This is a genomic window from Photobacterium sp. GSS17 (genome assembly GCF_028621875.1).
Taxonomy (GTDB): Bacteria; Pseudomonadota; Gammaproteobacteria; order Enterobacterales; family Vibrionaceae; genus Photobacterium; species Photobacterium ganghwense.
On the sequence record NZ_CP117517.1, the window covers coordinates 2065219 to 2086835 of the forward strand.

The following is a 21617-nucleotide window of genomic DNA, read 5'->3' on the forward strand; positions in this document are numbered from 1 at the left end:
CAAATGGCTACACTCGTCTTAGCCACAGTGAACAAAACCCAACCCATACAACTCAGCCCGCCGCTAACTGCTAAGAAGATAAATGATTGGATGAGCCCATAGCACGCTTGCTTTTCTCAATGTCAGCCTCCGTTTCCGGCACGCGCGCTTTAGGTGGCTGTTCATATTTCGTCGGCGGCTTGCGCATCAGACGCAGGATATAAAACATCCCGGCTCCAAATACTGAAAAATACACCACCACAAAAGCAGCCACGGACACGCTGATCGCCGAGGCATCAACCGGTGAGGCCGATTCAGCGGTACGTAACAGGCCATACACAGTAAAAGGCTGTCGACCGACTTCCGTCGTGATCCACCCGCACAGTAAGGCAATAAAACCGGCCGGCGCCATGAGTAAACAGCAACGGTGGAAATTGGTGTGGTAGAAGAGTTCTCCCTGTTTACGCAGCCAAAGGCTGTAGAGGCCGATGGCCAGCATCATGAAACCAAGTGCCACCATCACACGGAAGCTCCAGAACACAATACCAACCGGCGGGTGATCCGCCTCCGGAAACGCATCCAGCCCTTTGACTTCGCCATTCCATTCATGCGTCAGTATGAGGCTCCCGAGATGCGGGATCTGGATTTTATAGTCCACCTCTTTGTTTGCCTGATCCGGGATCCCAAACAGAATTAACGGCGCACCCTGATGGGTATCAAAGTGCCCTTCCATCGCGGCCACTTTGGCAGGCTGATGCTCAAGCGTGTTCAAGCCATGCAGATCGCCGACAAAAACCTGTATCGGCGTGACGAGTGCTGCCATCCACATGGCCATCGAAAACATGGTTCTGGCCAGATGGTTGTGCTGAGAACGCAGCAGATGATATGCCCCGACTCCGCCGACCACAAAAGCCGTTGTCAGGAAGGCTGCCAGCACCATATGTACCAGGCGGTAAGGAAAGGACGGATTGAAAATAACCTGCCACCAGTCAACTGGAATAAACTGACCAATTTCGTTGACATCATAGCCAGCGGGAGTTTGCATCCAGCTGTTTACCGCCAGAATCCAGAAAGCGGACATCAGGGTTCCCAGCGCCACAATGAGAGTGGCGGCGAAATGCAGCGTTTTTCCTACACGGTTCATACCAAACAGCATCACCCCAAGAAAACCGGCTTCAAGGAAAAACGCGGTGAACACTTCATAGCCCATTAAAGGCCCAAGCACCGGCCCGGTTTTATCAGAGAAGACGCTCCAGTTTGTACCAAACTGGTAGCTCATCACGATCCCGCTGACCACCCCCATCCCAAAGCTGATGGCGAAAATCTTTATCCAGTATTGATACAGCTCGATGTATTTGTGCTTGCCGGTTTTCAGGTATAACCCTTCCAGCACGGCTAGATAGCTGGCAAGACCAATCGTAAAGGCGGGAAAAATGATGTGGAAAGAAACGGTAAATGCAAATTGAAACCTTGCCAGATCAACAGCTAACTCACCCATAATGTCTCCTTACATCCTCGTAGCCTGCGCTACCACCAGAGGAATAAGAATTAATGTGCCTGCTTGCTTGGAGTCTTACGTTCAGATTACAAGTATGGTTCATCCCAGCCAAACGGGGATTTTTAACCGGACGGCAGTGATCGTTTCTGCCAGATTTGCAGTTCAATACTTCAGGATAAATGAATTGCTCACCACTCAGCCCATTCCTATCCAATTTACACGCGGTAAAACGTGAGGGCTAACTATGAGCATCAAATCCTTTGTGGAAAACATGGAACCGGCCTTTAAACCCGGTGGCAAATACGAAAAATGGCACGCCTTGTATGAGGCCGTTGCGACCATTCTGTACACGCCGGGACTCGTCACCCGACAGCAAACCCATATTCGGGACAGCATTGATCTCAAGCGCATTATGATCATGGTCTGGCTGGCCGTTTTCCCCGCTCTGTTCTGGGGACTCTACAATATTGGGCATCAAACTATTTTGGGGCTGTCGAGCCTGTATTCTGCCACAGACATCAACGCACTCGCTGCTGAAAACTGGCGCTACGGGCTGACCATGACTCTGGGCGGCAGCTTAACCGCAGAAGCGGGCTGGGCCAGCAAAATGTTGCTCGGCGCCATGTACTTCATCCCGATTTATGCTGTTGTTTTTGTCGTTGGTGGATTCTGGGAGGTGCTTTTCGCCTCGGTGCGAAAACATGAGGTCAATGAGGGATTTTTTGTCTCTTCGATGCTGTTTGCCTTGATCGTACCGCCAACACTGCCATTGTGGCAGGCCGCCATCGGGATCAGTTTTGGTATCGTGGTCGCCAAAGAGATATTTGGGGGAACAGGCCGAAACTTTCTGAATCCCGCTTTAGCTGGGCGGGCCTTCCTCTATTTTGCCTACCCGGCCCAGATTTCCGGTGGTCAGGTATGGACCGCTGCGGATGGCTTTTCCGGTGCAACGGCCCTGTCACAATGGGCAGATGCTGGTCAACCCGCGCTAATCCACAATGTAACCGGTGAACCCTTAATCTGGATGGATGCTTTCATTGGGAATCTGCCGGGCTCAATTGGTGAAGTCTCCACATTATTTCTGATGCTGGGCGGTGCCTTCATTCTGTTCATGGGCATTGCCTCCTGGCGTATCGTCACCGGGGTCTTCCTGGGGATGGTCGTTACCGCCACGCTGTTGAACCTGATTGGTTCAGACTCTAACCCGATGTTTGCCATGCCTTTCTGGTGGCACATGGTACTGGGAGGGTTTGCATTCGGGATGTTCTTTATGGCGACCGACCCGGTTTCAGCGGCATTCACCGATAAGGGAAAATGGGCCTATGGCTTGCTGATAGGCGTTATGACGGTCTTTATTCGGGTCATCAATCCTGCTTATCCGGAAGGGATTATGTTGGCTATTTTGTTTGCCAACCTGTTCGCGCCACTAATCGATAATTTGGTTGCCAGAGGCAACATAAAGCGGAGACAGCAGCGCCATCTTGGTTCATAGACGTTTCAGCGTAGTCCTTAGATGGTTCAACTACCCTGAACTAAAATACATCCGTGCCAGTTGCCAATGGGCTCACTGGCACGTTTACGGGGGTGCCTGAATACAGTCAGTTGCGGGACGACTTCACAGCCGCAGCCGTTTCATCACTCCGATGAACAAGCATAGAAGTACACTCCGGCAGCGGCTGGTTCCATCAAACATTGTCAGAACCAGAAGTATATCCAAGCCCAGATCAACACCTTATTCTGAAAGCTATGGCGTTCGTTTCTCGTGCTCTAACTCGCTGAACTGGTAGCCATTTCGCCCACTTCGTTTTACCTCGTACAAAGCTTTGTCAGCCCTGACAAGCATTTCACTCCAGTACAGCGACAGTTGAGTGGGTTCATTGGTATATACCGCCCCCATAGAGATAGTCACAGGTAAATCAGTGCAACTGAGTTCAAAATCTTTCGAGCGGACACAATCCAGAATTCGAGTCAAACAAGCATCACATTCTTCAGGCTGACATGCCATAACCAGCACAAACTCTTCGCCACCCCAGCGAACGACAATGTCGTTTTTGCGCACCGCTTTTCTCAGTCGATTGGCAATCTCCACCAGCACCTCATCACCGACCTGATGTCCCAGTTCATCATTGATTTTCTTGAAGTGATCAATATCAATAACTGACACCAGATATCCGTGCTGGAATGAGGTTTTGGACTGACGATTCAGCCACTGTTCCAAAAATCGGCGGTTGTGAAGCCCTGTCAGTGCATCTTGATTCGTTTGTGTCAGCAACTCAGCGTTAAACTTCTCTAACAATCGCTTTCGCTTTGTCACCATCCGATACCGACGATACATCACGTACAGCACTATGATGATCAACCCTGTGCCTAGGCGTAAAATGTCTTCGCTGGCTTTCTTTTCAGCCAGACGTAATTCCACCAATTCTTTCTCTTTCTTCAGCAGCTGAATTTCTTTTTCATTCACATTGGCATCAAAGCGCTCTTGCAGGGCATAGAGTTCTTTCTGCCTGATATCAAAAAGGAATTTCTTGTTGTCTTCAGAAAAACGTTTATAAAATGCCAGTGCCGTTTCAAACTGACCTTTTGACTCATAGATTTTTGCCAACGTCAGGTAGGTTCTGCTCTTACGCAAAACGTCATTTTCCGCTTCATAGATGGACAACGCCGTTAAGCCATGTTCAAGCGCCAACTCCTGCCACCCAGAAGAAAGATAGTTGTCTGCCAGACTTTCATGACAAAGCGCGATATTGAGTTCATTCCCACCGCTATACCCAGATGCCAGCTCAAAACATTGATTTGCAGCCTTTAGTGCCGCTTCCTCATTACCAGTATCAAGATAGTACGAGGAAAGATTCACCAGAGCATTAAGTTGCACACGTAGAGAGCTGATTTTATCGGACAATTCAATTGCCCGATCAACATGCATTTTTCGGCGTTGAATGTTATCCAAACCTTGTTCAATCTCCGCCGCGTTAATGTGCAACACCGACTCGATGATCGGGTGAACGCTACCTTCCTTGTCGTATCGATCAAATGCCCTGCTAATGTACGAGTCGGCCTGATGCCACTCTTCCATGTTAATATAGAGAGATGCAATGTTTGACAGGATTAGGATCAATTGTTGCTGATCACCGCATTGTTCGAAAGTCTGGTAGGCCCTCTCATAGTTCGTCAATGCTGACTCGTAAGCCCCCAAATCAACGTCAATATTGCCCAACCACTTCAGACTTCTGGCATACAGGTGTCTATGGCCCTGCTTTAATGCTGCATCACGCACGCTTTTTAGTTTGACTTGTGCCAGTGCAAACTCGTTTTCATCAACCAAAATGGTCGCTTCACGATACTCAACTTCCAGTTTCAGCCAGCGAGAGCGAGACTGGGCCGCAAGCTTATCCAGAGCTTCCAGGTACTGATTAGCTAATTCACGATTGCCGTTACCCGACTGTTCTATCCGCAACTTTCCTAACAGGAGTAATGCTTTAGCCATGAGGGAGGCAGGCATCGCCTTGACCGCGTCATTCGACTGCGGCAATAACTTAATAGCAGCGCTCGGGTCTATCTGGCTTAAAAGATAAAAATTCAGGTATTGTTGTTCACTGGCGTCTAATTTTTTAGACAAATCTTTTAGACAAGTGGAATTTGCATCAACGGTAGCGCTGACAGAATATGAGCAGTTCAAAAAAATGAAAAGCAGAATGGTTTTTAATGAAAAGGAAAACAAACGCTGAAAGCTAGACATACTCAAAATTCATATGATTGTTACTCTTCCCTGCCTAAGCTTCCTTAAAGAAAGCGTATTTTTATCAAATTTTCGAGAAAAAATACATTATTTTTTGAAAGCAAATTCCAACAACTATTGATGACCTATCACCGAACTCCGAAGAACACGATAATGATAATGTAGATAAATTTATCATTCACCTCGTTCATAGCCAGTCCCAGATCAGCTTCTAAATAGACAGAGTAAGCGCTAAATTAAAAATAACACTATTAATAAAAATAATTATCGTCTGTATTTCTTGCGTATCGGTTCCTGGTTTAGACAACAAGGTATTCAATTATAAATACCCCATCACCGATTTCTAAGTCCAAGTTCACCCCGTTATCATCAGGAAAAACATTGATTGAACCCAACTATACGCAACATTAATTTAACAGCTAAATTGAGGTATATTTTAATGTTCAGTTTTTACATGTGATCGCGTTATCAGTTTTTTCATTAAAGAAACCGGAAATAATATTCGATTTGCTCGCATGGGTATTGTTAATAATTACTTATATTAAGTCCTGTATAATTTCTTTATCGGATAATTAGGCAGTGCTTTACTGATTTTTAAATTTGATTGAAAAATCTCTGGCACAAAAACAAGATAATTATCACATTTAGCCCGCCATAAATTCTCTAACCTACGTCTAAATCGCCAAGAGCGATAAATAAAAAATACCCTATATCAAATAATAAAAAGCAAATACGGGCTGGAGATTCACTCCTCCCGGCGGAGATACGATCATGCGCATAGTACTAGCTCTGGGCGGCAATGCCCTGTTGGCGAGAGGCCAGGCATTAACAGCAGAAAACCAAAGAGAAAATATCCAAAAAGCGGCAGCGAGTATCGCGGCCATTGCCCGTGAGCACGAAATTGTTATCGTGCATGGCAACGGCCCTCAAGTCGGCTTATTAATGGAACAAAACAGTGCTTATCAGGAGTACTCTCCGGAAACAACACCATACCCAATGGACGTATTAGGTTCGCAGACATGTGGTATGGTGGGCTATATGTTGCAACAGGAACTGCGTAACGTTGATCCGTCCCTTGCAGTGGCAACACTGGTCACTCAAACCGAAGTCAGCAAAGATGATCCTGCATTTGCCAATCCGACTAAATTTGTTGGCCCGGTATATACCGAAGAGCGTGCCAAAGAATTAATGGCATGTTCCGACAAAATCTTTAAAGCCGACGGCAATTACTTCCGCCGCGTCGTGCCTTCACCGCTGCCAAAAGCCATTGTTGAAAAGCAACAAGTTGAAACGCTGTTACAAGCCGGTAACGTCGTGATTGCCTGTGGCGGCGGCGGTGTGCCAGTATGCCGTGAAGGCGAGCGCCTGGAAGGCGTCGAATGTGTGATTGATAAAGATCTGACTGCGGAACTGCTGTCAGAAACAATCAATGCCGATCTGTTTATCATTCTGACTGACGGTTCCATTTTCCGTCACTATGGCAAGCCGGATCAGGCTGAAATGAAAGTGGCAACGCCGGAAGGCCTGTCTCACTTCAGTTTCCCTGCGGGCTCTATGGGACCAAAAGTGGATGCGGTCTGTAAATTCGTCAACAGTGGTCGCGGTAAGGCTGCTATTGGCTCCCTGTTTGATCTGGATAAAATCCTGGTCAATGAAGCTGGAACGCTCATCCAGCAAGGCGAAGGGATCGAATATTACTGATGCCTGCGCGGCATCCCCTTCTCCGACATCTCGTCATCAAAGCTCATCGACAAAGCCCCTTCGGGGGCTTTTTTTACATCCAGTGGTGCTGATTGATTCCGCTGTTTTCCTTTTATCATCTATACAATTAAACTCGCTTCCCGATTCCTTCACTTACACTCCTCAGACCACAACTCAAAGCTAGTCTCTAGAAACCTGACACGTAGATACTGCAAAGCCGCACCAAAAACTAGCCCATAAAAACTAGCCCATAAAAATTAGCCCATACAGATCACGAAATTTAAACAAATCCATAACAAGCCACCTTGTTTGTATATACATTTATATCAATTAACAAGGAGGTAACATGGAGCAGTACAACGACACTTCTCAGGTACAGACCAAACAGTATGGACGTTTGTTCGGTCTGAGCGCGCTGGGCATCTTCATCTTTTTCATCCCGGTCAGCTTTAACGGCAAGACCAGTATCCCACTTGATCACCTGGTTAGCCTGCTGAAAAGCTGGTTGGGCGCAGGCACCAGCTGGTACGCATTAGCGATGATTGTGGCTGGCGCGGTGTACCCGCTGGTCACAAAAAGCTGGCGTAACAGCATGACTGATACGGTATTTCTGGGGCTGAAATGGCTAGGGGTTATTGCCGCGGTACTGGCGGTCACCGGCGTTGGCCCGGCGGCACTTCAGGCACCGGATATGCTGCCATTCCTGTTCAACAAACTGGTGATCTCCGTTGGCTTAATCGTGCCGATTGGCTCGGTCTTTCTGGCTTTTCTGGTCAGTTACGGGCTGCTTGAAGCCATTGGTATTCTGGTACAAAAACTCATGCAGCCTATCTGGCGCACACCGGGGCGTTCTGCCATTGATGCTGTAGCCTCATTTGTCGGCAGTTATTCCATTGGTCTGCTGATTACTAACCGGGTATTCACTGCCGGCCATTACTCGGCACGGGAAGCGGCAATAATCGCGACAGGGTTTTCCACCGTGTCAGCCACCTTTATGGTGATCGTGGCGAAAACACTGGGATTGATGGATATCTGGAACGTCTACTTCTGGGCAACACTGGTGATCACTTTTATCGTTACCGCTATCACAGTCCGTATTCCTCCCCTGTCAACCATGGACAACCATGCGACTCACCGTGAGCCTGATTGTGAACCCGGTAACCGAATCAAAACGGCGTTGGAAACCGGGCTGGCAGTTGCAGAGAAAGCACCTAGTCTGACTAAAAATATCATTGAGAACTTGAGAGATGGCCTGATCATGACGATCAGCATTCTGCCGTCCATCATGTCAGTGGGTCTGATTGGCTTACTGGTTGCCAAATACACGCCGGTTTTTGACTGGCTGGGGATGGCATTTTATCCGGTGACCTACCTGTGGGGCATTGAAGACGGTGCCGCACTGGCACGAGCCAGTGCCTCCGGTCTGGCTGAAATGTTCCTGCCGGCATTGCTGATGGCAGACGCCGATATCATCGCTCGTTTTGCTGCAGGTGTGGTCTGTGTCTCATCCGTGCTGTTTTTCTCTGCGTCGATCCCTTGTATTCTGGCCACGCGTATTCCGTTGTCGGTCGCGAAGCTGGTCGTGATCTGGTTCGTCCGAACATTCCTCAGTCTGTTTCTGGCGATTCCGACCGCGATATTCCTGGTCGGTTAACGCCAGTCACATGCCCTAACCTCAACTAGCATCCTAGAGTGCAAAAACAAAACGCCCTGAACTGTCTGTTCAGGGCGTTTGCTTTATCTTTACCACCCGGTGTTTTCTGGCCTTTGTTCACGGTTCACTGTTCACCGTTCAATTTGTCTCAGCGCCGCACCCGGGTTCTTGCGTTGGCAGCAACGATCAACCGGTTTACCAGCACCTTTTTCTTGGTCAATGCCGTCGAATCCAACTCACGGATAATCCGGGCGATTTCGCCATCCAGATATTTGGCATTTTTTGTTTTAACCATGGCGGTGATCACTTTTTCCGCATTGTCCGGTAAGGGCTGCGCCAGCGCCCACTTCAGGCTATAAGATTCATCCTTCCCACTGTCATTCCCATGGTTATCGCTGTTGTTAGCATTAGAGCCATGACGATGATTAGGCAGCGCAGTTTTGTGGAATTTTTCAGGCACGACCACATCCTCTTCGCGCCCGAGACGACGGCAGTACTCTTCAACCACCGGGCTTGGGTAATACGGCAACTCCCCCTCGTGGTACAGTTTCGGGCCAAGCTGAGTCGCGATCGGCACTTTGGCCTCCAGTACAAAACGGCTGGCATTCGTGGCTTTGACAGCACTCATGCCTTTACCTGTGTGGCTGACACTGCCCGATGGCATATCTGTTTTGGTGTAATAAACACTCGCCTTTTCTTTTGCCCGGGTCAGGGCTACGTAAGCCAGTCGGCGCTCTTCCTCAATATCCGCCCCCATACTGCCGGACGATTTATTCATATAAGGAAAAGCGTCTTTATCCCAGAACGGCAAGTAGACCTGTTTATATTCGCATCCTTTGGCCCGAAAGATTGTGGTCAGTTGCACACTGCCCTCATTCCCTGCCTCAGGCGCCACAGCTTGAGATGAGACCGCCTGATTGCCCATAGACGATGACGGGTTACCGGTTAACGCATGAGATCGGGATTGCTGCAGATAATACTCAAAGTATTGCAGCGCCTTCTCACAGTTCTGATCCATCGACTCCAGCACTGTCGTCACACTGTCGAGCCGTTCCACCGCTTCTTCAATTTCCGAAGCGGTCGCTTCAGTTTTCCAGATCCAGCTGTCGAGGCCGCTTTCTTTGCGGTACTGCAAAAAGACCTCCGCAGCTTTGAAACTGCCTTTTCGCATCAGGCGTGTCAGCAGGTCAATCCGCTCTGTCAGGTTTTCCAGTTTCAGGGTCGGGTTTGCTTTTTCATATCGCCCCAGAAACGTCATCCAGCCCTGCGGTTCCATTCCTGCCAGTTGCTCACACAGTGGTCGCAGCAACTTATTCGGAACATAGCAATGAGGAAACGAAAACAGGCTGAACAATAGCGACGCTCGCTGGCCAACCTCCCAGCCGGAATAACGACCGGTCGCCAGGTTCATTAGCTCCATCAGCAGTTTTACTTCCCGGCTGTTTGCCAGTACTGACGGCACCGGCATCTGGTATGGAAGATTCTTACTGAGAAATGCCAGTTCAAACAGCAAGGTCTGCGACCAGCGCCGCACCAGAATCGCCACATCCGACGGTTTACCGCCTTCCGACAGGTACTGCTGAATCGACTGGGCAATTTCACCAACCTGACGCGATGAACCACACTCCACAATCTGCGTATCCGTCACGCCCTCACCAGACGTGGTCAGAAATTCGCTGAAACGCTGCTTATTGTTGGCAATCAGATGGCTGGCAGCCAGAGCCAGACTGTGCCCGAACCGGAAGGTCTGGGACAAGGTGTAAACGGTCGCCGGCGCAAAATCCTGCTCAAAATTCAGCATGAATTGCGGCGCGCTGCCACGCCATTTATAGATACACTGATCGACATCACCCACGGCAAGCAACTGGGTTGCCGGCCCCAATAATTGCTTTAGCAGTCTGTACTGAGCGGTATTAATATCCTGAAACTCATCAACCACCACCATGTTGCATCGCTGGTGATACTGCTGCCGCAAGACCTCGTTGCCTTCGAGCAACTTGACGGTTTCCACCAGCCAGTCATCAAAGAACAGGATTTTTTGTTGCTTTCTGAGCGATTCAAATTTCTCGTACGCATCAATAATGAACAGATAGTCCCGGTTGATTTCCGCCAGCTTAAACACCTCGTAAGGTGAAAGCATGTACGCTTTGACCAGCCCGATAAAACTCAGCAACAGCTCAATGGTTTTGGGGTCTTTAATCACCTGCTGGCGCTGATAGGTTTTCTCCAGCCCGGCCAGCTCACGCAGAACGCCTTTGACCAGTGATTTGTCACTTTCCCCGCTCTGGTAATCAACCCGGTAACCGGTTTCGCGCAAAAAACCGCTCTGGTTCAGGAAACGCAGGCAGAAACTGTGGAACGTATGCACCGGTACCGGCACATCAATACCTTCAGCCCTGAGTTTGGCCTGAAAGTCAGTGCGGATATCGCGGTTAAACATCAGAACGAGCATCTGGTCAGCAGACACATGCTGTAGTTTTTCACCGATCAGTCCAACCAGCGTGGTCGTTTTGCCCGTGCCGGCGCCGGCAATACATAAGGCATTGCCCTGCTGATGGTGAATAAAGGCGGTCTGTTCTGAAGTAAAGCGGGTCATAGCAAATCAGGTCGGCAAAAAGGCCCATGATTCTGCCATATATCACGCAGGGATGACGAATAAATTTCAGCACGTTGAAAGCAGTTCAAACAATAAACCGGAAAAATACCAGAGCCTTTCAGCTCAAGTTCGTACTGAGGTTGCCCGTGTTACTGGTGTATTTTTTAATGACCGACCCGCCGGCATCCCGCTGAAAAATAAATTTGCGCAAACGTTTGCTTTTCTTGCTGAAAGCCACACAAAGTTCTGATATTATCGCCAGCATCTTAGGGTGTGGCCCTGATAGCGGCCCGGTGACACGGTCCGTGCCCTTCATTTAACTTTCGAAATAGGAATTCGCCATGAGCCTTGCTGATCAAGTTCTCGCTGTTAATGATGACCTGCCAATCCGTACAGATAAACCTGTGCACAGCGGTAAAGTCCGTTCTGTTTACTGGTTAACAGAAGCGGATAGTCGTCGTCTGATCAAAGAAAAAGGCTACAATGTTCAACCGGATGCGCCGCTGGCCATCATGGTGATCAGTGATCGTATTTCTGCCTTTGACTGCATCTGGCACGGTGAAGGTGGCCTGAAAGGCGTACCAGGAAAAGGTGCAGCCCTGAATGCCATCTCCAACCACTGGTTCCAGCGTTTCCGTGACAATGGACTGGCAGACAGCCACATTCTGGATATTCCGCACCCATTCATCTGGATCGTACAAAAAGCCAAACCGGTAAAAGTCGAGGCGATTTGCCGTCAGTACATTACCGGTTCTATGTGGCGTGCCTATGCCAATGGCGAGCGTAACTTCTGTGGTATTGAACTGCCGGAAGGACTGGAAAAAGACCAGAAGCTGCCTGAGCTACTGATGACACCATCAACCAAAGGGATCCTTACCGGTATTCCGGGAGTACCGGAAGTCGATGATGTGAACGTGACCCGCGCCGATCTGGAAAACAACTATGCGGCGTTCAACTTCCGTTCACCAGACGACATCAGCCACTACGAAAAACTGCTGCGAGATGGTTTCAATGTGATCAGCAAGGATCTGGCTGAACTGGATCAGATCTTTGTCGATACCAAATTTGAATTTGGTTACGTCACAGATGCCAATGGCGCAGAAAAACTGATCTATATGGATGAAGTGGGCACACCTGATTCATCCCGTATCTGGGATGGCGCGGCGTACCGCAATGGTGAAATCGTGGAAAACTCGAAAGAAGGTTTCCGCCAGATGCTGCTGAACCACTTCCCTGATCCGGACATCCTGTTGAACAAAGACCGCATGGAAGAACGTTTTGCTCTGGCACGTGACAACGACCTGCCGGTTGATGCCATGATGGAACTGTCACGAGTGTACACCGGCATTGCTGAGAAGATCACCGGCGAAAAAATCGTACTGAGTGAAAACCCGAAAGCTGAGATCGTGGACATTCTGCGTCGCGAGTATGACCTGATCAACGATTAATTTCGGATCAGCCATGGTTCTTGCGCTCTTCAGCGCAAGAACCATATGAACCCGAATGGTGACGACAATCCGCTCAAGCGGGTGTTGTTACTCGTTACCCTTGTTGTAAAACCCCACCCCTACCAGCTTGTTATCCAGCACGCGATAATAGGTATGCTTGGTTTCAACTTTGCCCGTCGTCGGGTTTTGCCATTGATACACCAGCTCGCCTTTTCCGTTCTTCCTCGCTTGATCCAGCATTTCCGTAATCACCGGTTTGCCATCCGGACTCAACACGTCAACATGCGATTGCCCGACGAGTGACGGAGTTGCGCCATGAGCAATAAACTGCCCTTGCTGCATATCCAGAACAAAGACATATAAATCGTCTTTCACAAACGGGCCTTGCGGCTGATTAAACTGCTCAATGGCCTCCGGCTCATTGTTCACCATCGCTTTCACGGCTTCATCCAGAAAGTGACGAGCCTCATAATCCGTCGAGCGGGAAGGATAATAACCAACGGCTACAATGATATCCCCCTCCCTGACGAAAAAGGTGCGTTTCGCCTCGCCGCGGCTGTCGGTCGGGTTGGTCCAGTGGTATTCAATGACCCCTTTCCCAGCCTCGACCGCCGTTTGAATCATTTCCCGGAAAAACGGCTTACCAAACACATCGACTGTGTCCAGCACCGTGTCGCCGGCCAGCACGGTCGACGACCCGCCGCTGGCAAGAAACCGCCCGTCAACACGCAAGGCGTATACATACAGCTCCTTATCAATAAAGTTGGGGTTGGCATTAAAATCTGTAACAGCATCCGCTCCCTGTTGTTCGATATGCCGTACCGCTTTGTTGAGCAGTACCATGGCACGTCGTTCATCTTTACTCAGGACATGCTCCACTTCGGCTGTGTTGGCCCACGCAATCGCCGCCACGGCCAGTATCAGCAGAGCCATACTCCCTTTCCACGCAAGCGACATTGTTTTAATCATTGTTTCGCTCCCAATTAAATATGTATTTGTACCTGTTGGTTGCCGGTCAGTAGCCGACGACAGACGGCAACCAGAGTGTCAGCTGCGGGAAAAACGCGATCAGAAAGACCCCAACCACCGACGCCATAACAAACGGATGTATTCTTGCGGTAATCTGCTCCACCGTTGACCCGCCGATCCCCGATGCCACGAAGATGTTTTCCCCCAGTGGTGGTGTCGCAAAGCCGATCGACAGTGCACACACCACCACGATACCGACGTGTGTAGGGTCTGCACCCAACATATACATGATGGGCAGCAGTACCGGCACAATAATCATGATGGCGGCCAGCGTTTCCATAAACATCCCGACAAACAGCAGCATCAGGATGGCCAGCGCCCAGACCATGTACATGTTGTCGGTCAGACTGAGCAGCGATTCTGCCACCACAACCGGTATTTTCTGTTCAATCAGCAGACGACCGAATACCGTCGCTGCAAACAGGATCAACAGTACGCGTCCGGTAATCCAGGTCGTCGTGGTCAGCGACTTAAAGATACTTTTCACTGCCAGTTCGCGATGCAGGAAGAACCCGACAAACAGGGAGTAAAAAATCGCCACAATCGCCGATTCAGTAGGGGTAAACAGACCGCTGTAAATCCCTCCCAGAATCAGGAAAGGTGCCAGAATCGACCATATGCCACGCTGCAACGTCACTTTAATATCAGTGACTGACCAGGTTTCCGTCAGGCCTTTGTACCCGCGCTTTTTCGCAATCAGGTAGTTCGTGAAAATCAGCGTGGACGCCATAATCAGCCCCGGAATCACCCCGGCGACAAACAGTTTGGGAATCGACAGCGACGCAAACTGGCCGTGCTGGGCAATCGCTTCCGGTGGCGGCATCAGCCCCATTGCCGAAATCCCGAAGATCACGATCGGAATCGACGGTGGAATAATGATTCCCAGCCCGCCAGACGCGGCGGTCACCGCTGAGGCATAGCTGCGTTCATAATCACGCTTCACCATTGCCGGAACCATCAGCATCCCGACCGCTGCCGTGGTCGCCGGGCCCGAGCCCGAAATGGCCCCGAAGAACAAACATGCACAGACCGTGGCTGCCCCTAGCCCGCCGGTCACAGGGCCGGCCAGACTTTCGGCAATATCAACCAGCCGTTTAGAAATCCCGGCCGCCTCCATTAAAGCACCGGCAAGAACAAATGCTGGCAGCGCCATCAGCGGAAAGTTACCGACTGAAGTGAACGCAATCTGCACCAGGGCAATCGGGTTTTTATCCAGAATCAGGTAGGCCGCCATCGAGGCGCCAGCCAACGACACCGTAATCGGTGCTCCCAAAATCAGCAGCACCAGAAAGCCACCGAACAGGATAAGGGTTAAATAGTCTTCCATGAGATTCCTCCTCCCTCGCCGTTACTGCGCAGCCGTTTGCCGGATGGATTGTTGCTGCTGCATTTTTTGCAGCTCCTTGGTTTCCGGATCACTGGCTTCTACGCCGTTGAACAGGCGCTCATAGTTGTTCCACAAAATGCGGACTGTCATCAGCGAAAATGCGATAGGCAGGATCAGATAGAAATATTTCATTGGGATCCCTGTGGTCTGCGATTTCCAGAACAGGTTCATTTTGTTGAAGACAAAATCGTAGCTGAGGTAAACAAAGTAGAGGTTAAACGCGGCCCAAATCAGATCGGCGATGGTTTCACTGATGGTTTTGACAATGGGCGGAAAGAACTTGAAGTGAAAACTGACCCGGTTATGAGCTGACATTTTGGCAGCGACAACGGCCCCGAGATAAGCAAACCAAACAAACATGTAGGTCGCGATTTCGTCTCCCCAGGGAATGGAATATTCAAAAAACTGGCGGACAAGGATTTGGGTGAACAGCAGGATTACAAACGCAGCCAACAGTAGACAGCAGGTGTATTCCTCAACATTGTTGAGATGCTTGCGGATAGAGTGCATGACAGACATATAGCCTCCGGAAAAGGGACTCCCGCTGCCTGCCGGTTGATTCGCCCGCGTTCACTCGGTGACGGGGCGCAATCAGACAGGCAGCGGGAGCTGATCATCAGCGTGACATAGAAAGGCGACTAGCGGCCCAGCACTTCAAGCGCAGCATCCAGTTTTTCTTTGCCACCAATGCTGGCGTAGTACTTCGGCCAGACTGCGGTTGTGACCTTTTCCATCCATTCCTTTTCGCCATTGGCTGGGTCGGTAAACACCATGCCTTTCGCGGCTAACTCATCACGGATTTTCTGCTCGGTTGCCTGCAGGTAATTGAAACTGTGCTCAGTGGCTTCCTTGCTGGCAGCCAGAATCGCCTGCTGCATTTCCGGAGATTGCTGCTGGAAAACGGATTCACTAATAATCAGAGGTTCCAGAGAGAAAATGTAGCGAATATTAGTGACATACTTCTGCACTTCGTCGAACTTCATCGCATGGATGGTAATGTAAGGGTTATCTTGACCATCGACCACGCCCTGCTGCAAACCGGTGAAGGTTTCTGACCAGGCCATTGGTGTTGGGTTAACCCCCCATGCCTGATAAGAGGAAATCATAATTTCATTACGCGGTACCCGAATCACCAGCCCTTTAAGATCTTCTGGCGATTTCACCGGGCGCTTGGAGTTTGTCAGCACCCGAAAGCCGGAATAGGCCCAACCGATAATTCGCACCCCGGCATCGCGGATAGTGTTTTCCACCAGCTGCTGGCCGACTTTACCCTGCGTCAGCAACTTGGCCTCATCGGCACTCTGAATCACATACGGCATGGTGAGCAGGCCAACGGAAGGGGAAAACGGCGTCACGTTATTGATCGCCACGACAGAAAAATCGAGTAGCCCGATAGCGGCGTTATTGACGGTGTCCTGCTCAGTACCCAATTGGCTGTTCGGAAACAGGTCCACTGCGGCTTTACCGTCGGTTTTTTCTTTCAGCAGATCCGCAAACTTGCTCCCGAGCTCATACTGAGTCCCACCGGCCGCATCGCCCAGCGCCATTTTAAAGGTTTTCGCCAGAGCCAGTGGAGAGGCAACCGCCAGACTGACGGCAGCCACGAGAGGAAGTAATGCTTTCTTATTAAACGTCATAAAATATCCCTTCTGTCATGTCGCAGATTCATTTCGCAATCAATGACCCAGGTACAGCATGGCAGTGAGCCACCTGGCCATTTACATGTACACGTTTGATAAACCAGTTACAGATAACTCATTGTTCGAAAAATTAATTTCCGATAATTCAGTCGCCCCAGCGGTTTAGGCTGCATGTCGGGCAGGTGTGCTGTCTTTCTTTAATTCTTCTGTTGTGTGCTCTGTTTCCGTATACGCATCTTCAATGGTTTCATTGCACGTCACATTTCATCTTTCAGGTGGTACCAGCGATAAAGAAAACGCTGACCAAACCGGCGGAATGGCGCAAAGGCTTCCGACTCGACCATCTCCCGCACATTCGGGAACGGCAGGCGTGACTGGAAAATCGGTAAGTCGAGCTGCTGTGCATCTCCGGCGATCCACTGGGCCAGACGCTTACCAGCCTGGGCTGAGTACATCACCCCGTTGCCGCCATAACCCATCGCGTAGTAAATGGATTCTTTCGGATTCGGCTGATAAATTCGTGGCATCATGTCGTGACTGACATCGACCCAACCCCACCATGAATAGTCCACCTGAATGCCTTCCAAGGCAGGGAACTTACGAGTCAAATCGGCTTTGAGCATATCCTCATATTTCTGGTTCGGTGCCGCACGGCCGGTAATGGCGCTACGGGTTCCGATTTGCACCCGGTTATCCGGCAGCAGGCGATAGTAGTGACGTAACACCCGGGTATCGGTGATCACTTGGTTGGTGCGGAACTGGCAGGCATCAATTTCCGCATCAGTCAGTGGCCGGGTCACCATCGAGTTGGACAAAATGGGTAACAACCGGTTTTTCAGCTCGCGGTGCAGCCCCTGAGACGTGTACCCGCCGGTCGCCACACCCACCGCACGAGCCCGGACAATACCTCCCGGCGTACGAAGATGATGAACACCATTCTTCGTTTCCCAGCCGATGACCGGACTGGCCGGATGCACGGTTGCCCCTAGGGCACGGGCTTTTTTCAGGTAACCAAATGCCAGCTTACCGGGATGAATCCCGATGCCTTCCGGTTCATGCATTGCCCCGCAGGCTTCCTGATCCCCGACAAACTGTTTTTTCACCGTGTCGGCATCCAGGATTTGGGCATCGTAGTTGAACGTTTCCCGCAGTAACTTAGCTTCTTTTTCCAGTTGTGGCATGACGCGAGGTCGGTGAGCGACATACAGGTGTCCTCCCGGCTGCGGATCACAGTCGATGTCCTGGATAAGGGATTTGAAGGTTGCCATCCCGTCCAGACACTCTTCGTGCATCTTTATCGCAGTATCTACCCCCCAGCGCTGAATCCATTGTGAGCGTTTCAAGCGTCCCGAAGCGCATTGCGCCTGGCCGCCATTGCGGGTACTGCATCCCCAGCTGGTGCGGTTAGCTTCCAGCACCGTGGCTTTGATACCGTATTGCTCCGCCAGGAAAATGGCCGCGGTCAGGCCGGTAAAACCGGAGCCAATGATCACCACATCGACATCGACATCGCTGGTGATCGGGCCGTCATCAGCTGGCGGTTCACCCGCTGTGCCGACCCAGTACGTCGGAGCATAATCGCGTCCCTGCCCCGGATTGGCGGCCACTAGCGGATCGTAAGCCGGGTCATACTGATCTCGTGCCGGGGTGGCTTGTTTGTCATTACCGTCCGGGGTGGCTTCTTGCCGTTTAGCCGCCGCACTGGATGACACATTGACGTCAACATCCTGTTCTTGTTTATCCGCCAGTACACTCATTTCACACTCCTTCTCTTCAGGAACAGACTCACCGTTCGCGGTTGTTATCACTCAGCGGCTGTCATTCGGAAAGTTGTGATGGGCGGTCTTTACGAAACGCATTTTTCACCTGAATTTTGCCGTCTTTCAGTGTGAACACGTCAACCATGCGTGCTTCGATACGGCTACCATCCGGTTTGGTGGCGCAAAACGTAGACTCGGAAATGGCACGGTCTCCGCTGACGAAGTGATCACCATCCAGCCAGGCGGCATCCGGAAAGTTTTTCCAGACCTGCTGAAAACTCTCTCGTACCGCGTCACGGCCTGAGAACGTGCTACCGAATACTTCAGGGCCGGCCGCAGTATGAAACACACAGTCATCGGTGACAAAACTCATCAGTGCATCGATATCATGGTTGTTCCAGGCGGCACTAAAGGCTTGTAAAAACTCCACACTGACTTGATCGTTCAACATTTCCTTTGTTTGTGTGCTCATAGTGCTTTCCTTCTCAATTAACAAGTAACATAATAGATTTTTCGTATGGGTTTGATATTCAGTGGGTAACAAGCCGTTTGAAGACTGAAACCCAAACTGATGAACAAAGCCGGTGCATCTTCTTCGTTCGGTGTTTCTTTTTGGGGCACCAACCGGGAGCATTGTTCGTGTAACTCGCCAGTATTCTGCTTTTTGAAACCCACCAAACTAGTAACATAAATTTAACTTAAAGTTAGCCCCGACTATGGTATTGTTCAAATTAAATTTCGTAATTTGAGACAAATAATTCCACAAAATAAAATTTAATAACAAAGCTCGCTATTTGATTCATCCTTTTCAGCCGCAACCCTTCCAAGCTACTGCAACTAATGCAAAATCACGGCCACTTCAGGTATTAATTTCTGAGCTGTTTCGTCCCGTTTCTACGTACGTGGCGATGCCAATGGTTATTCAGGTCAATGCAAGAAGGGTCGTACCTATATAAAATAAATGGTCTTACCTATACGAATGACCTTACCTATACAAATAGCCTCAACAATAGATATGCATTAACATCATTCGCTGCTGACCAGTCGCTTCTCAGATCCGTCCTCTTTCCCATCTTTGGCGTGAAACGCTCTCAGATACCGAACACATTCAGTCGAAATCAAAATCGCTGCTGTAACGCTTTCGGTATTGACGCAATCCCCCCTGAGGTTCATGCCGATAAGCAGCCGACGACGAGGCTGTCTGCCTGGCCGATGACAAGCGAGAAAAGGCGGCTGCGGTATCCTGTCCCATCATTTCATTCTTCATCAGAGACAGCTCCAGCCCCTGAGCGGCACCTCCGCCAGATCGGCTCTCAGGCTCCAGCAAACTGTTCAGGTGCTGACACAATCCGGCCAGACCCGGTGATACTGAGCGCTGATCAATACCGTGGCTTGCCAGCTCTGCCAGCAAAGAGGTTTTCATCGACGGCAGAATTGGCAGTTCAACCAACCGACCCTGCGAGATCGCTTCTTTTTCCAACGGCACAAATCCCGTTTGTGTTTCTGCCAAATCTGCCGACTCAGCCGACCCTGCAGAGAGCGACGGGTGAATGGTGTACCAGCTTTTCTGCGCCGCAAGTTGGGGATGCGTAGCATGGTCAAATGTTGGTGGAAACACCCGGGTTTCGGTCAATTCAAACGGGTCACTATCGTAATCAACGTCGTTTAGCTTGCTGGCATTCAGCAAGTAAACATAGGGTTCTGCCCCGGCTTTCTGGCACGCAAACCAGAGCGCAATGAGCGGATTACTGCTCCACTCCAGCAACCGGGTTTTCAGCCCGAACTGCTGAGCCTGCGCCAGCAGGTGCCAGTAAGGTGAAGGGGTCGATGTCATGGAATGGGTGCCAGCAGCCTCGTGATAACGCCCCGCCACCTCGACATCTTCCCCACCGTAGTGGCGAAACATGTCCAGTACCTGACGTTCGGTATCGAGAGTTGCGGCATGAGCCTGCCGGGCAATGGCCGGTAACAGCGAGCGGCGGCGGTTCGGCTGGCCGCGAAACAGCGTTAGCTCGTGCTCGCTGCTGTGTTCCCGTATTGCAGCCAAAAAGCCGGCAACAGAACGGATATAGGTTGATGTCTGCATATCAGTACTCCTGTCAATCAATCACGCTGTCCATAGCCGGGTCATGAAGACCACCGACAGCATATATGCCGCAATAAATACCGCGTTCCCAAGCAATAACGCGACGGGTTGCCAACCCAGTTCTGCCAGCTTTTCAAAGGATGTTTTCACCCCCAGCGCTGCAATGGAGATCACCAGACACCACTTAGAGAGATCGGAGCTGACCGCCACGACCGATGCGGGTAACATTCCCAAGCTGTTGAACGCCACCAGAGCTATGAACACCAGCAGAAATCCGGGGACCAAAGGCTGCTTGCCTGCTTCGCTGCCACCAGCAGCCGTACGGGCGTTGTGAAACACCAGCATCAGAATCACCACCACCGGCATTAGCATCGCGACCCGGAACATTTTGGCCAGCGTGGCGGCGTCGCCCACATCGGTCGAGATCATGAATCCGGCCCCGACGACCTGTGCCACATCATGGATCGCGCCGCCTAAAAACAGACCGGCTTCAGACGTGGTCAACCCCATCGCAGTTACTATCAGCGGATACAGCACCATGGCAGCGGTGGAAAATGCGGCCACTCCAATCGCGGTAAGCAACGTAAAATGCTCATTTTCCTTGCTCTGCGGCAGCGTCGATGAAATTGCCATTGCGGCAGAGATCCCACAGATACCGGTTGCGCCACCTGACAATAATCCCAGCATTGGCGGCAGCTTTAGTAACCGGGCCAGCAACAGGCTGAACAGAATGGTCAGCGCGACAGCCCCAGCCAGCGCTACCACTCCCACAGTACCAATCGCGTGAACATCACTGATCGCAATGCGCACCCCCAACAGCGCCACACCAATCCGCACCAGTTTCTTGGCTGCGACTTCAATGCCGGGCAGGCACTTGCCGTTGTCAGCCAAAAAATGAAATGCCATCCCGATTAACAGCGCGTACAGAAACTTGGGGCCGCCATATTGCGCTGACACAAAGGACGCTGCGGCAGCAATCACTGTGCAAAACATCAGTCCGGGAACCAGACGGGTGAGAGCATCGAAGCGGGAACGGGGATGGCTGAGGGTGTTTGTGGTCATCTGGAAGTCCTCAACAAAGGAAGAAAAATGCCTGGCCC

The 21617-nt window shown here is 50.6% G+C and carries 16 protein-coding genes; 5 read left to right on the top strand and 11 right to left on the bottom strand.

From position 1 onward, the window contains the following. Positions 1-70: 70 nt before the first annotated feature. A complete protein-coding gene (locus PGW97_RS09310) occupies positions 71-1477 on the bottom strand; it encodes a cytochrome ubiquinol oxidase subunit I (RefSeq protein WP_273857153.1) in 1407 nt (468 codons plus the stop codon). A 244-nt stretch (positions 1478-1721) separates the two neighbouring features. On the opposite strand from PGW97_RS09310, the gene PGW97_RS09315 reads away from it, so the two are divergent. Next, positions 1722-2969, top strand: coding sequence for an NADH:ubiquinone reductase (Na(+)-transporting) subunit B (locus PGW97_RS09315; RefSeq protein ID WP_273857154.1), 1248 nt, complete (start codon positions 1722-1724; stop codon positions 2967-2969). A gap of 252 nt (positions 2970-3221) precedes the next feature. On the opposite strand, the gene PGW97_RS09320 is transcribed toward PGW97_RS09315, so the two are convergent. After that, positions 3222-5216, bottom strand: a complete 1995-nt coding sequence (locus tag PGW97_RS09320) for a GGDEF domain-containing protein (protein ID WP_273857155.1) — start codon at positions 5214-5216, stop codon at positions 3222-3224. Between the two features lie 771 nt (positions 5217-5987). On the opposite strand from PGW97_RS09320, the gene PGW97_RS09325 reads away from it, so the two are divergent. Continuing rightward, positions 5988-6917, top strand: a complete 930-nt coding sequence (locus tag PGW97_RS09325; protein ID WP_273857156.1) for a carbamate kinase — start codon at positions 5988-5990, stop codon at positions 6915-6917. A gap of 346 nt (positions 6918-7263) precedes the next feature. Next, positions 7264-8571: a YjiH family protein gene (locus tag PGW97_RS09330; RefSeq protein WP_273857157.1), complete on the top strand. Its 1308-nt coding sequence runs from the start codon at positions 7264-7266 to the stop codon at positions 8569-8571. 148 nt (positions 8572-8719) lie between these two features. On the opposite strand, the gene PGW97_RS09335 is transcribed toward PGW97_RS09330, so the two are convergent. Then, positions 8720-11167, bottom strand: a complete 2448-nt coding sequence (locus PGW97_RS09335) for an ATP-dependent helicase (protein WP_217392303.1) — start codon at positions 11165-11167, stop codon at positions 8720-8722. A gap of 52 nt (positions 11168-11219) precedes the next feature. Here PGW97_RS09335 and PGW97_RS09340 point away from each other — a divergent pair, with 52 nt between their 5' ends. Beyond that, positions 11220-11417, top strand: a complete 198-nt coding sequence (locus PGW97_RS09340) for a hypothetical protein (protein WP_217392302.1) — start codon at positions 11220-11222, stop codon at positions 11415-11417. 91 nt (positions 11418-11508) lie between these two features. Further along, positions 11509-12615 carry a phosphoribosylaminoimidazolesuccinocarboxamide synthase gene (locus PGW97_RS09345; RefSeq protein WP_047883584.1) on the top strand — a complete coding sequence of 369 codons (1107 nt, stop codon included), beginning with the start codon at positions 11509-11511 and terminating at the stop codon, positions 12613-12615. Positions 12616-12702: 87 nt separating this feature from the next. On the opposite strand, the gene PGW97_RS09350 is transcribed toward PGW97_RS09345, so the two are convergent. From PGW97_RS09350 to PGW97_RS09385, 8 genes are all read right to left on the bottom strand, one after another. After that, the gene (locus PGW97_RS09350; RefSeq protein WP_273859654.1) at positions 12703-13548 is read right to left on the bottom strand and encodes a cache domain-containing protein; all 846 of its coding nucleotides are present in this window, start codon (positions 13546-13548) and stop codon (positions 12703-12705) included. Positions 13549-13630: 82 nt separating this feature from the next. Next, on the bottom strand, positions 13631-14971 hold the full coding sequence (locus tag PGW97_RS09355) for a TRAP transporter large permease (RefSeq protein WP_207103610.1): 1341 nt from the start codon (positions 14969-14971) through the stop codon (positions 13631-13633). Positions 14972-14992: 21 nt separating this feature from the next. Further along, a complete protein-coding gene (locus PGW97_RS09360) occupies positions 14993-15550 on the bottom strand; it encodes a TRAP transporter small permease (RefSeq protein WP_273857158.1) in 558 nt (185 codons plus the stop codon). A 119-nt stretch (positions 15551-15669) separates the two neighbouring features. Continuing rightward, positions 15670-16578, bottom strand: a complete 909-nt coding sequence (locus PGW97_RS09365) for a TRAP transporter substrate-binding protein (RefSeq protein ID WP_373689495.1) — start codon at positions 16576-16578, stop codon at positions 15670-15672. A gap of 350 nt (positions 16579-16928) precedes the next feature. Further along, complete coding sequence (locus PGW97_RS09370) at positions 16929-18428, bottom strand: NAD(P)/FAD-dependent oxidoreductase (protein ID WP_273857159.1); 1500 nt, start codon at positions 18426-18428, stop codon at positions 16929-16931. A gap of 61 nt (positions 18429-18489) precedes the next feature. After that, positions 18490-18903, bottom strand: coding sequence for a nuclear transport factor 2 family protein (locus PGW97_RS09375; protein WP_047883579.1), 414 nt, complete (start codon positions 18901-18903; stop codon positions 18490-18492). Positions 18904-19539: 636 nt separating this feature from the next. Continuing rightward, positions 19540-20517: an FRG domain-containing protein gene (locus PGW97_RS09380; RefSeq protein ID WP_273857160.1), complete on the bottom strand. Its 978-nt coding sequence runs from the start codon at positions 20515-20517 to the stop codon at positions 19540-19542. A 21-nt stretch (positions 20518-20538) separates the two neighbouring features. Continuing rightward, complete coding sequence (locus PGW97_RS09385) at positions 20539-21579, bottom strand: YeiH family protein (protein WP_273857161.1); 1041 nt, start codon at positions 21577-21579, stop codon at positions 20539-20541. Between the last annotated feature and the right edge of the window lie 38 nt (positions 21580-21617).

Bases quoted from the DNA above. Each gene is read 5' to 3' on its own strand.
- PGW97_RS09310 (WP_273857153.1), bottom strand. From the start codon at position 1,477: ATGGGTGAGTTAGCTGTTGATCTGGCAAGGTTTCAATTTGCATTTACC.
- PGW97_RS09315 (WP_273857154.1), top strand. From the start codon at position 1,722: ATGAGCATCAAATCCTTTGTGGAAAACATGGAACCGGCCTTTAAACCC.
- PGW97_RS09320 (WP_273857155.1), bottom strand. From the start codon at position 5,216: ATGTCTAGCTTTCAGCGTTTGTTTTCCTTTTCATTAAAAACCATTCTG.
- PGW97_RS09325 (WP_273857156.1), top strand. From the start codon at position 5,988: ATGCGCATAGTACTAGCTCTGGGCGGCAATGCCCTGTTGGCGAGAGGC.
- PGW97_RS09330 (WP_273857157.1), top strand. From the start codon at position 7,264: ATGGAGCAGTACAACGACACTTCTCAGGTACAGACCAAACAGTATGGA.
- PGW97_RS09335 (WP_217392303.1), bottom strand. From the start codon at position 11,167: ATGACCCGCTTTACTTCAGAACAGACCGCCTTTATTCACCATCAGCAG.
- PGW97_RS09340 (WP_217392302.1), top strand. From the start codon at position 11,220: ATGACGAATAAATTTCAGCACGTTGAAAGCAGTTCAAACAATAAACCG.
- PGW97_RS09345 (WP_047883584.1), top strand. From the start codon at position 11,509: ATGAGCCTTGCTGATCAAGTTCTCGCTGTTAATGATGACCTGCCAATC.
- PGW97_RS09350 (WP_273859654.1), bottom strand. From the start codon at position 13,548: ATGGCTCTGCTGATACTGGCCGTGGCGGCGATTGCGTGGGCCAACACA.
- PGW97_RS09355 (WP_207103610.1), bottom strand. From the start codon at position 14,971: ATGGAAGACTATTTAACCCTTATCCTGTTCGGTGGCTTTCTGGTGCTG.
- PGW97_RS09360 (WP_273857158.1), bottom strand. From the start codon at position 15,550: ATGTCTGTCATGCACTCTATCCGCAAGCATCTCAACAATGTTGAGGAA.
- PGW97_RS09365 (WP_373689495.1), bottom strand. From the start codon at position 16,578: ATGGCGCTGGGCGATGCGGCCGGTGGGACTCAGTATGAGCTCGGGAGC.
- PGW97_RS09370 (WP_273857159.1), bottom strand. From the start codon at position 18,428: ATGAGTGTACTGGCGGATAAACAAGAACAGGATGTTGACGTCAATGTG.
- PGW97_RS09375 (WP_047883579.1), bottom strand. From the start codon at position 18,903: ATGAGCACACAAACAAAGGAAATGTTGAACGATCAAGTCAGTGTGGAG.
- PGW97_RS09380 (WP_273857160.1), bottom strand. From the start codon at position 20,517: ATGCAGACATCAACCTATATCCGTTCTGTTGCCGGCTTTTTGGCTGCA.
- PGW97_RS09385 (WP_273857161.1), bottom strand. From the start codon at position 21,579: ATGACCACAAACACCCTCAGCCATCCCCGTTCCCGCTTCGATGCTCTC.